Genomic DNA, 11,396 nt, shown 5'->3' on the forward strand with positions numbered 1-11,396 from the left:
GCGTACGTTGATGGCCCCGTGTGACTGCCTGTTAAAGCTGTGTATAGTGGGCCAATTTGAAATTGCCGAAAAGTTTATCACGGGCCGCCAGGGGATTCGACCTCGGCGCACAGGGCCCGGCAGAGGGATCAGTGATGAAGACCAGAGACAGGATCATCCACAGCGCCACCGAGCTGTTCAACGATCAGGGTGAACGCAACATCACCACCAACCACATTGCCGCCCATCTCGGCATCAGCCCGGGCAACCTCTATTACCACTTCCGCAATAAAGAAGACATCATCCACTCCATCTTCGATCAATACGCCCGCCACCTGAGCGAGAGCTTCACGCCGGCCCGCAGCCACGAGATCAAGCTGGAAGATCTGATGGGTTATCTGGATGCCATCTTCTATCTGATGTGGCAGTTCCGCTTCTTCTACGCCAACCTGCCGGACATCCTCAGTCGCGACGAACCCTTGCAGCACAAGTACCTCAAGGCCCAGGAGCAGCTGCGCGCCGCCGTGGAAGCGCTGCTGAGGAGCCTGCGCGAGGGGGGCATCATAGACGTCAGCGACGAAGATCTGCCGGATCTCGGCCAGACCATCAAGATGGTGGTCACCTGCTGGATCCCCTTCCAGATTGCCCAGGCGCCCCATACCCGCATCACCAAGCCCTTGCTTTATCAGGGGGTCTTGCGGGTGCTCTTCCTGCTGCGCCCCTATGTGCAGCCCCAGGTGATCGCCCAGATCCGCCAACTGGAGCAGCACTACCACCAACTGGCCCAACCAGCAGGGTGAGATCTGTTTCACAATTGTTGAATATCAGCATAATAATTTGAATTGGTGCGCAACGATTGCAGTAAAATGTTGCCCATTCCAGGGTCTGTCGACGTTTCGTCACGACCGCGACGACGTCACTCCGTGCACCTCGCACGGCCCAAGATCCTGATAACACAGTCGACACAGTCAATGAGGACCGAGGATGTCTAACGGATTCTATCGTCACCTGGCCGAACAGCTCGAACAGGTCAAGGCGGAAGGGCTATACAAGCAGGAACGCATCATCACCTCGGCTCAGCAGGCCCAGATTGCGGTGGGCGGCGAGCAGGTTCTGAACTTCTGTGCCAACAACTACCTGGGGCTGGCCAACCACCCGGATCTTATTGCCGCCGCCCATCAGGGGCTCGACAGCCACGGCTTCGGCATGGCCTCGGTACGCTTCATCTGCGGTACCCAGGACCAGCACAAGGCGCTGGAGCAGAAACTGTCCGCCTTCCTCGGCACCGAGGACAGCATCCTCTACTCCTCCTGCTTCGATGCCAACGGCGGTCTGTTCGAGACCCTGTTCGGCGCCGAAGACGCCATCATCTCAGATGCACTCAACCACGCCTCCATCATCGACGGCGTGCGGCTGTGCAAGGCCAGGCGCTATCGTTACGCCAACAACGACATGGCCGAGCTGGAAGCCCAGCTCAAGCAGGCCAATGCCGACGGCGCCCGCTTCAAGCTGATCGCCACCGATGGCGTCTTCTCCATGGACGGTGTCATCGCCGACCTCAAATCCATCTGCGATCTGGCCGACAAATACGACGCCCTGGTGATGGTGGATGACTCCCACGCGGTGGGCTTCATCGGCGAGAACGGCCGTGGCACCCACGAATACTGCGGCGTGCTGGACAGGGTCGACATCATTACCGGCACCCTGGGCAAGGCGCTCGGCGGCGCCTCCGGCGGCTACACCTCCGGCAAGAAAGAGGTCATCGACTGGCTGCGCCAGCGCTCCCGTCCCTACCTCTTCTCCAACTCCCTGGCCCCCTCCATCGTCTCGGCCACCATCAAGGTGATCGACATGCTGGCCGAGGGTCACGCGCTGCGGGCCAGCCTGAAAGCGAACAGCGAGTATTTCCGCACCCGGATGAGCGCCGCCGGCTTCACCCTGGCCGGTGCCGATCACGCCATCATTCCGGTCATGCTGGGAGATGCCAAGCTGGCCGCCGAGATGGCGAGCCGCATGCTGGCCGCCGGCATCTACGTGGTGGGCTTCTCCTTCCCCGTGGTGCCCAAGGGCCAGGCCCGCATCCGAACCCAGATGTCTGCCGCCCATACCCGCGAGCAGCTGGACAAGGCCATCGATGCCTTCATCCGCATCGGCCGCGAGCTCGGTGTGATTTGATCACATGGCTAGCTGATTAAAACGGGGGCCAAGGTTGGGCCCCATTTTATTACCCTCTGTACCCGGCACAGCGCCGTGAGGAATCTGTCATGAAAGCACTCTCCAAACTCAAATCCGAAGCCGGCATCTGGATGACGGACGTCCCGGCCCCCGAGCTCGGCCACAACGATCTGCTGATCAAGATCCGCAAGACCGCTATCTGCGGCACCGACATGCACATCTACAACTGGGATGAGTGGGCCCAGAAGACCATACCCGTGCCCATGGTGGTCGGTCACGAGTACGTGGGAGAGGTGGTCGCCGTCGGCCAGGAAGTGCGCGGCTTCGCCATCGGCGATCGCGTCTCAGGCGAAGGCCACATCACCTGCGGCCACTGCCGCAACTGCCGCGCCGGTCGTACCCACCTGTGCCGCAACACCATAGGGGTCGGCGTCAACCGCCCGGGCTCCTTCGCCGAATACCTGGTGATCCCGGCCTTCAACGCCTTCAAGCTGCCGGACAACATCCCCGATGAGCTGGCCGCAATCTTCGATCCGTTCGGCAACGCCGTACACACAGCCCTCTCCTTCGATCTGGTGGGTGAAGACGTGCTCATCACCGGTGCCGGCCCCATCGGCATCATGGCTGCCGCCGTCTGCCGCCATGTGGGTGCCCGTCACGTGGTGATCACCGACGTCAACGAATACCGCCTCGAATTGGCCCGCAAGATGGGCGCCACCCGCGCCGTCAACGTGGCCAAGGAGAAACTCTCCGACGTGATGGACGAGCTCGGCATGACCGAAGGCTTCGATGTGGGGCTGGAGATGTCCGGCGTGCCCAGCGCCTTCCAGGACATGATCGACAAGATGAACCACGGCGGCAAGATTGCCATGCTCGGCATTCCCCCCTCCACCATGGCCATCGACTGGAACAAGGTGATCTTCAAGGGACTGTTTATCAAAGGGATCTATGGTCGCGAGATGTTCGAGACCTGGTACAAGATGGCCAGCCTCATCCAGTCCGGCCTGGATCTCAGCCCCATCATCACCCATCACTTCCACATCGATGACTTCCAGCAGGGCTTCGAAGCCATGGGGTCAGGCAAGTCCGGCAAGGTGATCCTGAACTGGGATTGATAAGGCCTCAGCCGTGCCAGAACACCTGCCTGCAACGCGCTCTGGATGCCATGCGCCCCGGGCGGGGCGACCAACTTGCAAGGTGATCCGCAACGGGGATAAGTGAGTTTTTTTCACTGCTGACTGAAGAAACCCGGCGAAAGCCGGGTTTCTTTTTGCACTTGCCTGGCCTGCCGCCTCTCCCGCCGCAAAAACTTTGTTCGCAGATTGCTTAACACTTCACACACAAGCGTTTAAATGCCTGTAACTATTCGGTTATAATCCCGTCGTTTTCTAGGGATAATAAGAGCCTGCTGGAGTACATGAGCGTGTTGAAAAAACTGAGCTATTTGCTGGCTGCCGGGATGGCGGCCGCCACCCTGTCCGGCGCCGTCTTTGCCGCCGATGAGATGTCGACGGAAGCCATCGCCGAACGCATAGCCCCGGTCGGTCAGGTCTACACCGCCAAGGATCTGGAAGGCATTGCGACGGCCGCGGCCGCCCCTGCTGCTGCCTCGTCCGGTCCCCGTGATGGCGAGACAGTGTTCAAGGGCGCCTGCTTTGCCTGCCATGATACCGGCGCGGCTGGCGCGCCCAAGCGCGGGGACAAGGCGGCCTGGGAACCACGCATCGCCCAGGGGTTCGACACCCTGCGCAAGCATGCCATCGAAGGCTTCACCGGCAAGGCTGGCATGATGCCGGCACGGGGCACCTGCGCGGCCTGTAGTGACGAAGAGATCGAAAACGCCATTCACTACATGATCGACAAGCTCTAAGTGGTTGAAAGGGCTCCTATTGCAGCCCTTTCAATCCAATCACTTCCGACTACGCTTGTAGGTGAGTTTATTCGGGAGTATTGCATGTCAGTCCAGCCCCTCACACCGCCAGATCCCCCCCCCTTGCTGGCGGTCGTTTCTTCCATCATGGATTTTCCCGCGCCCGGCATCGCCTCCCCTGAGGATTACGCCAGACTGGTAGAGCAACTGGGCAGACTCTGCCCCCTGCAGCACTTTGCCATGCTGGGGCTGGCCGATGGAGGCCTGCACTGGCTGTATGCACATCAGCTACCCGAGGCGTTCAAGCAGCAGTTGGGACGCGAAGAGCCCCGTCTCACCGAACAGCTCACCCGGCTCGATGAACATCAGGGATGGTGCGTGCAGGCGGTAGAGCACTATGAGGTGCAATGGCTGCTGGCCCGCGGCGCCCCCGAACAGACCCCGACTCTGAGATTGCTGCTGGAGTGTCTGGCCAAGCGCCTGCACGAAACCCAGACCGGCACCCAGCTGGCGGGGCAGGCTTCCCCCCTGATGCAGCGGGATCCCCAATGGCAGCAGAAGATTGAAAAAATCAGCCGTATCATGCGGTTGGCCCACAATCTGCCGCAGCATGCCCTGTTTTCCCAGCTGGAGGCCGTGCTGCGCCAGATGCTGGCCGTCAATGACATGCTGCTGGTCCGCCTCGACAACCAGCGGCTGGAGAAACTCTATCCGACGCGGCTCGCCTACGATGACGACGTCATCAGGGCCCTGTGCCACAGCACCAACAGCATAGAGCGCAGCGAGGCCGGGTTGTTCTGGTACAGCCTGCCCCTGCGCCAGCAGCAACAGTATTTCGCCCACCTCATCATCAATACTGCCCAGCCCCTGGAAGCCGATGACAGGCTGTTCCTCGACTTCCTGCGCCACCAGTTGACCCTGCTGCTGGAACTCAAGAGAGTCAGGCAGCAGCTGGATGAACTCAACTCGGAAGAGTCCATCAACCAGCGGCTACAGCAGCTGCGCCAGACCAACCTGCGGCTGCAGAAACGGCTCAGACATCATCAGGAGCTGGAGCGGCGGCTCCAGTTCAATGCGCTGCACGACCCGCTGACCCAGCTGCCGAACCGGGCCCTGCTGATGAACCACCTTCACCATGCCATGACCCGTTACCGCCGTTACCAGACGGCCGGCTTCACCCTGATCTTCGCCGACGTGGATCATTTCAAGCAGGTCAATGACGCCCTGGGCCACAGTGCCGGCGACCAGCTGCTGCAGGAGCTGGCCAAGCGTCTGCAGAGCTGCATCCGGCAAAATGACATGGTGGCCAGGCTGGGGGGCGACGAGTTTGTCATCTATCTGGACAACAGCCAGCAGGAGGAGGACGTCAGCCCCGTACTCAACCGCATTCTAGGCCGCATTGCCCACCCGTTCCGGCTTCAGGGCAATGAGCTGGCCGTCACCATCAGCCTGGGGGTGGCCAGCGTGTCGGAGCAGACCACGGACATCAGCGAGCTGCTGCACCAGGCCGATCTCGCCATGTACCAGGCCAAGCGCAATGGCCGCAGTCGCATCGTCATGTACTCAGATGCCTGCATGGAGCACTCGGGCTCGCCCGAAGAGCGGCTGTTCAGGGCCTTGCGGGAAGGCAGGATAGTGCCCTACTTCCAGCCGGTGATCAGACTGAAGGAGAGTCGCCTGGTGGGGCTGGAGGTGATGGCGCGCTGGATCACCGAGGAGGGAGAACTGAAGGATGCCTTCGACTTCATTCCACTGGCCGAGCAGTGCGGCCTCATTCAGGATCTGGATCGCCAGATCCTCAGGCGCACCTGCCAGCAGCTGAAGGGCTGGCTGCAGATTTCGGACGGCGGTCGCTTCAAGATATCGCTCAACCTGTCCGGCAAGCACCTGGCCAGCCGCGAGCAGATCATGGCACTGGTCCACATCATGGAGGAGGAGGGGGTGATACCCGGCTACTTCATCTTCGAATTCAACGAGCGGGAGCTCTCCAGGCAGAGTGCCGACTCACTCACCTCGCTCCATGAGCTCAGGGCCAAGGGGATCCAGATCAGCCTGGACGACTTCGGGACCGGCTTCTCCTCCCTCAATGCCCTGTTCCACTTCCCGGTGGACTACATCAAGGTGGATGACAGCTTCACCCATCGCATGCTGAACTCCCCCAAGGACCTGGCGCTGATCCGTGCCATGCGGGACATCTGTCAGGATCTCGACTTCACCCTGGTGGTCGAGGGCATAGAGAACCAGCAGCAGTTGCAGAAGCTGATCGAGCTGGGCTGCGCCCTGGGACAGGGGCGCCACATATCCCCGCCTCTGCCAGGATCCGACATCATACCGCTGCTCACCCAGGCAGAGCCCCCGGCCGAACCTTCACTCAATCCTTCTTGAACAGGGCCCTCAGGTTGGCGACGCCGACCTGCCCTTTCTGCTGGCGCTCCTCAGCCGTCACCTTCTTCTGGTTTTCCCACTCCAGATCGTCCTGGGGCAGCTCCAGCAGGAAACGGCTCGGCTCGGGCCGCACCGACTCGCCGTATTGGCGTCGCTCCTTGCAGAGGGTGAAAGTCAGCTCGGTCTGGGCCCGGGTGATGCCTACGTAGGCGAGACGGCGCTCCTCCTCCACGTTGTCCTCGTCGATGCTGGTCTGGTGGGGCAGCAAGCCCTCCTCCATGCCCACCATGTAGACATAGGGAAACTCCAGCCCCTTGGAGGCGTGCAGTGTCATCAGCTGCACCTGATCCGCATCGTCCTCTCCCTCGTTGCGCTCCATCATGTCCCGCAGGGTGAGGCGAGTGACCACCTGGGCGAGCGTCATGGCCTCTTCCAGCTCGTCCCCCTCCAGCATCTCGGTGATCCAGCGATAGAGGGTGGAGACGTTCTGCATCCGCATCTCGGCCGCCTTCGGGCTGGGGGAGGTCTCATAGAGCCACTCCTCGTAGTGGATCTCCTTGATCATGTCCCGCACCGCCTCCACCGGGTTGCCCCGCTGCGCCTGATCGCCGAGCCGCACCAGCCAGTTGGTAAAGGCCTGCAAAGCCACCAGACCACGGCCAGAGAGGTGCTGCTCCAACCCCAGCTCGAAGCTGGCGGCAAACAGACTCTTGCCGCGCTGGTTGGCGTACTGCCCCAGCTTCTCAAGCGTGGTGGGGCCGATTTCCCGGCGCGGCAGGTTGACCACCCGCAGGAAGGCGGTGTCCTCGTCCGGATTCACCAGCAGCTTGAGATAGGCCATGATGTCCTTGATCTCGGTGCGGGAGAAAAACGAGGTGCCACCGGAGATGCGATAGGGGATGCGGTTGGTCATCAGCGCCTTCTCGAAGATGCGCGACTGATGGTTGCCCCGATAGAGGATGGCGTAGTCCTTGAACCGGGTGCGATTCATGAACTTGTGGCCCATCATCTCGGCGGCGATCCGCTCCGCCTCGTGCTCCTCGTTCTTGGCGAACAGCACCTTGACCGGCACCCCGTAGTCGAGTTCGGAGAAGAGCGCCTTGTCGAACACATGGGGGTTGTTGGCGATCAGTATGTTGGCGCACTTGAGGATGCGCCCCTTGGAGCGGTAGTTCTGCTCCAGCTTGATCAGCTTGAGGCTGGGGAAGTCCTCGTTCAGCAGCACCAGGTTCTGGGGCTTGGCACCGCGCCAGGAGTAGATGGACTGATCGTCATCCCCTACCACTGTGAAGCGGGCCCGCTCGCCGACGATCTGCTTCACCAGCTCGTACTGGCTGGTGTTGGTGTCCTGATACTCATCGACCAGCAGGTAGCGGATCTTGTTCTGCCAGCGGGTACGCACCTCCTCGTTGTTCTTCAGCAACAGGGTCGGCATCACGATGAGGTCATCGAAATCCAGCGCGTTGTAGGCCACCATCTGGCGGTGATAGCGCTCGTAGAGCTGGGCCATCAGCACCTCTTCCGGCCCCCGGGCGATGCGCATGGCCCGCGCCGGCAGTATGAGGTCGTTCTTCCAGTTGGAGATCTGGGTGATGAGGGCCGAGAGCTTGTCCTTGTCGTTGTCGAGCTCCGACTCGGTCAATTCTTTCAGCAGCGCCAGCTGGTCGGTGTCGTCGAACAGGGAGAAGTTCGCCTTGAGATTCAGGCTCTTGTGCTCGCGACGTATGATGTCGAGGCCCAGGGTATGGAAGGTGGAGACCATGAGCCCCCGCGCCTCCTTGCGACCCAGGGTCTGGCCGACCCGCTCCTTCATCTCCCGCGCCGCCTTGTTGGTAAAGGTCACAGCGGCGATGTTGCGGGCGTTATAGCCGCACTGCTGCACCAGATAGGCGATCTTGTTGGTGATGACGCGGGTCTTGCCCGATCCGGCACCCGCCAGCACCAGGCAAGGGCCGGAGACAAACTTGACCGCTTCGTTCTGATTGGGGTTGAGCTTCATGGGCCGGATCTCTTGGCTTATGATGAGGGGCGGCATTGTAACAGAGATCCCGCGGGCAGCCGAAACCGGACACAGGATCCCGCCACTTCGCCTTGTGTTTGCCCGTCATTTTCCGGATCATGGCCGACTTTTCCAGAGGAGATGAGGGGAGCATGAATCAGCAAGAGCACGCCCAATTGCGTAGTCAGTTTCCGGCCCTGGCGCAGGAGGTGAACGGCCACCCTCTGATCTATCTGGACAACGCCGCCACCACCCAGAAGCCGCAGGCGGTGCTGGACGCCATAGCTCACTACTATCGGGCCGACAATGCCAATGTGCACCGCGCCGCCCATGCCCTGAGCGGCCGCGCCACCCGCGCCTTCGAGGCAGCCCGCGAGACGGTCGCCCGCTTTATCAATGCGCCCCGCAGCCATGAGGTGATCTGGACCCGCGGCACCACCGAGGCGATCAATCTGGTGGCTCATAGCTGGGGCGTGAGCGAGCTCAAGGCGGGGGACGAAATCGTCCTCAGCACCCTGGAGCACCACGCCAATATCGTCCCCTGGCAGTTGATTGCCGAACGCACCGGCGCCCTTATTCGGGTCATTCCGCTGGATAAGCGCGGGGATCTGGATATGGAGGCTTACCTGGCCATGCTGGGGCCGCGCACCCGACTGGTGAGCGTGGCCCATGTCTCCAATGCCCTCGGCACCGTCAATCCGGTATCGCAGATAGTAACTGCCGCCAAAGCTGTCGGCGCCCTGACCCTGATCGACGGCGCTCAGGCGGTTGCCCATCTCGAGGTGGATGTACAGGCCATAGGCTGCGACTTCTATGCCTTCTCAGGTCACAAGCTCTATGGCCCGACCGGCATAGGCGTGCTCTGGGGCAGAACCGAACTGCTGGAGCGCATGCCGCCTTGGCAAGCGGGCGGCGAGATGATCGACAGAGTCAGCTTCAGCGGCACCACCTTCAATACCCTGCCCTTCAAGTTCGAGGCGGGCACCCCCCATATTGCCGGTGCCATCGGCCTCGCAGCCGCCATCGACTTTGTGACGGAGCAAGACAGGGGGTCATTGACCCGCCACGAAGAAATGCTAACCAACTATCTGGTCGCAGGCCTGCATCAGGTGCCGGGCCTGCGCCTCATCGGTGAGCCGGCGCAACGGGCAGGGGCTATCTCCTTCCTGCTGGACGAGATCCACCCCCAGGATGCCGCCACCCTGCTCGACATGCAGGGGATCGCGCTGCGGGTCGGCCATCACTGCGCCATGCCGCTGATGGAATCGCTCGGTATCGGCGGCACCCTGCGGGCCTCCCTGGCCTGTTACAACAACCAGGACGATGTCGACGCCCTGTTGGCGGCTCTGCACAAACTCAGTGACTTCTTCTAAGGCAGACAAACCCATGAGCAGCCTAGCAACCTATACCCAGATCGGCCTTGAGCCCAACGCAGAAGGCATCCGCCAGCAGTTTGCCGCCGCCCACGGCTGGGAGAACCAATACCGCCTCATCATCCAGCTCGGCAAGCAGCTGCCCGCCCTGCCTTCCGAGTGGCAAACCGAAGATAACCGTTTGAAGGGGTGTGAGAGCCAGGCCTGGCTAAAGAGCGAAAAGGGGGAGGATGGCTGCTGGCACTTTGCCTGCGACTCCGACGCCCGCATAGTGCGCGGCCTTATCGTCATCGTGCTGGCGGCGCTCAATCATCAGACCGCCGACGCTATCCAGACATTTGACGTGGATGGCTATTTCAGCGAACTGGGGCTGGAGAAACACCTGAGCCCGTCACGAGGTAACGGGCTCAGGGCAATAGTGCTGGCAATCCGGGAACAGGCAGTCTAACCCGCCTTGTTCAGTGGTCGATTAGGCTTCGCTAATCGACCCTGCTTCTTCATTCCCGACCTCTTTCTCGGCACGAGCGCCCCGCTCGGCAATCTTCTTCAATACCCGGGACGCGGCAACCAGCCCAAAGGTTGCCGTCACCGGCGTCACGGCGCCGAAGCCGGAGGCGCAATCCATCTTCATGTTGCCGTCGCTGGCCGCCTTGGCCTGACAGGTACCGCCATTGCCATCGGGATAGCTCAACTGCTCGGTCGAGAAGACACACTCCACCCCGAATTTGCGCGCCGGATTCTTGCTGAAGTTGTGCAGCCGGCGCAAGTCGGAGCGCACCTTGGCGGCCAGCGGATCCTGAATGGTCTTGGCCAGATCCGCCACTGTGATTTGGGTTGGGTCCATTTGCCCGCCAGCACCGCCCGCCACAATCACCGGGATCTTGTTGCGCTTGCAGAAGGCAATCAGCGCCACCTTGGCCTTGACCGAATCGATGGCATCCACCACATAGTCAAACTCCCGCTTGATATGCTCGGCCAGGTTGTCGGCGGTGACGAAGTCATCCACCTCGATCACCTCGCAATCCGGATTGATGGCACGAATCCGCTCGGCCATGACTTCTGTCTTGAGGCGGCCAACCGTGCCCTGCATGGCGTGGATCTGGCGATTGGTGTTGGTGATGCAGATGTCATCCATGTCGATCAGGGTGATCTGGTTGATACCAGCGCGGGCCAGCGCCTCGGCTGCCCAGGAGCCGACCCCGCCGATCCCCACCACGCAGACCTTGGCCTGGCTGAAGGAGCCAAGGGCGCTCTGACCATAAAGACGGGCAATGCCCCCGAATCGCTGTAGATATTCTGCTTTCATACCACCACCTTGCTTGAGGGCGGCCATTATAGCGGCAACCGCAGCCAGCGGCGATGATCGGGTGATAATGGTGTTGATGCGAGGGGGAAGTGAGTAGTGTCTGGATTCTTGAAACGAAAAAAAGCCCAGTCTTTCGACTGGGCTTTCTAAATAGTGGCGGAGCGGATGGGGAGACGGACACAGTCCGGCTCAAGCACAAGGGACCACAGGCAGGGACCGAGTTGCCAGTGGCAAGTCGCAGCCCTGTCTGTGGTCCCTTGTTTCCTTAATCCCGTTCACGAATATCCAAAAGCAAAAAGGCCTTCCCGT

9 protein-coding genes are annotated in these 11,396 nt (G+C 61.2%); 7 read left to right on the forward strand and 2 right to left on the reverse strand.

Annotation, left to right across the window (positions count from 1 at the left end; genetic code table 11):
* Positions 1–134: 134 nt before the first annotated feature.
* The 5 genes from OC537_RS18065 (at position 135) to OC537_RS18085 (ending at position 6,409) form a co-directional block, all read left to right on the forward strand.
* On the forward strand, positions 135–779 hold the full coding sequence (locus OC537_RS18065) for a TetR/AcrR family transcriptional regulator (RefSeq protein WP_025325250.1): 645 nt from the start codon (positions 135–137) through the stop codon (positions 777–779).
* A 184-nt stretch (positions 780–963) separates the two neighbouring features.
* Positions 964–2,154, forward strand: a complete 1,191-nt coding sequence (locus OC537_RS18070) for a glycine C-acetyltransferase (RefSeq protein ID WP_163150214.1) — start codon at positions 964–966, stop codon at positions 2,152–2,154.
* A gap of 89 nt (positions 2,155–2,243) precedes the next feature.
* The gene (gene tdh / locus OC537_RS18075) at positions 2,244–3,269 is read left to right on the forward strand and encodes an L-threonine 3-dehydrogenase (protein WP_025325248.1); all 1,026 of its coding nucleotides are present in this window, start codon (positions 2,244–2,246) and stop codon (positions 3,267–3,269) included.
* A 302-nt stretch (positions 3,270–3,571) separates the two neighbouring features.
* Positions 3,572–4,024: a c-type cytochrome gene (locus tag OC537_RS18080; protein ID WP_005327368.1), complete on the forward strand. Its 453-nt coding sequence runs from the start codon at positions 3,572–3,574 to the stop codon at positions 4,022–4,024.
* 84 nt (positions 4,025–4,108) lie between these two features.
* Positions 4,109–6,409 carry a putative bifunctional diguanylate cyclase/phosphodiesterase gene (locus tag OC537_RS18085; protein WP_262113263.1) on the forward strand — a complete coding sequence of 767 codons (2,301 nt, stop codon included), beginning with the start codon at positions 4,109–4,111 and terminating at the stop codon, positions 6,407–6,409.
* Here OC537_RS18085 and rep read toward each other — a convergent pair.
* Complete coding sequence (gene rep, locus OC537_RS18090; protein ID WP_163157020.1) at positions 6,396–8,408, reverse strand: DNA helicase Rep; 2,013 nt, start codon at positions 8,406–8,408, stop codon at positions 6,396–6,398. The two genes, OC537_RS18085 and rep, sit on opposite strands and share 14 nt — an antisense overlap.
* Before the next feature lie 152 nt (positions 8,409–8,560).
* Between rep and OC537_RS18095 the strand changes: the two genes are divergently transcribed.
* Together OC537_RS18095 and OC537_RS18100 are read left to right on the forward strand one after the other, a co-directional pair.
* Positions 8,561–9,781 (forward strand): cysteine desulfurase, encoded by a 1,221-nt coding sequence (locus tag OC537_RS18095; RefSeq protein ID WP_262113267.1) that lies wholly within the window; start codon positions 8,561–8,563, stop codon positions 9,779–9,781.
* A 13-nt stretch (positions 9,782–9,794) separates the two neighbouring features.
* Positions 9,795–10,229: a SufE family protein gene (locus tag OC537_RS18100; protein WP_262113268.1), complete on the forward strand. Its 435-nt coding sequence runs from the start codon at positions 9,795–9,797 to the stop codon at positions 10,227–10,229.
* 21 nt (positions 10,230–10,250) lie between these two features.
* Here the strand turns inward: OC537_RS18100 and tcdA are convergent, their stop codons facing one another.
* Entirely contained in the window at positions 10,251–11,087 is an 837-nt protein-coding gene (gene tcdA / locus OC537_RS18105) for a tRNA cyclic N6-threonylcarbamoyladenosine(37) synthase TcdA (protein ID WP_262113271.1), read from the reverse strand.
* Positions 11,088–11,396 lie beyond the last annotated feature (309 nt).

It is taken from the genome of Aeromonas sp. Marseille-Q5825, from assembly GCF_946892685.1.
GTDB classification, from domain to species: Bacteria; Pseudomonadota; Gammaproteobacteria; order Enterobacterales; family Aeromonadaceae; genus Aeromonas; species Aeromonas rivipollensis.

Coding starts and splice junctions, on each gene's coding strand:
- rep (WP_163157020.1), bottom strand. CDS start 8,408: ATGAAGCTCAACCCCAATCAGAACGAAGCGGTCAAGTTTGTCTCCGGC.
- OC537_RS18070 (WP_163150214.1), top strand. CDS start 964: ATGTCTAACGGATTCTATCGTCACCTGGCCGAACAGCTCGAACAGGTC.
- OC537_RS18095 (WP_262113267.1), top strand. CDS start 8,561: ATGAATCAGCAAGAGCACGCCCAATTGCGTAGTCAGTTTCCGGCCCTG.
- tdh (WP_025325248.1), top strand. CDS start 2,244: ATGAAAGCACTCTCCAAACTCAAATCCGAAGCCGGCATCTGGATGACG.
- OC537_RS18065 (WP_025325250.1), top strand. CDS start 135: ATGAAGACCAGAGACAGGATCATCCACAGCGCCACCGAGCTGTTCAAC.
- OC537_RS18080 (WP_005327368.1), top strand. CDS start 3,572: ATGAGCGTGTTGAAAAAACTGAGCTATTTGCTGGCTGCCGGGATGGCG.
- OC537_RS18100 (WP_262113268.1), top strand. CDS start 9,795: ATGAGCAGCCTAGCAACCTATACCCAGATCGGCCTTGAGCCCAACGCA.
- OC537_RS18085 (WP_262113263.1), top strand. CDS start 4,109: ATGTCAGTCCAGCCCCTCACACCGCCAGATCCCCCCCCCTTGCTGGCG.
- tcdA (WP_262113271.1), bottom strand. CDS start 11,087: ATGAAAGCAGAATATCTACAGCGATTCGGGGGCATTGCCCGTCTTTAT.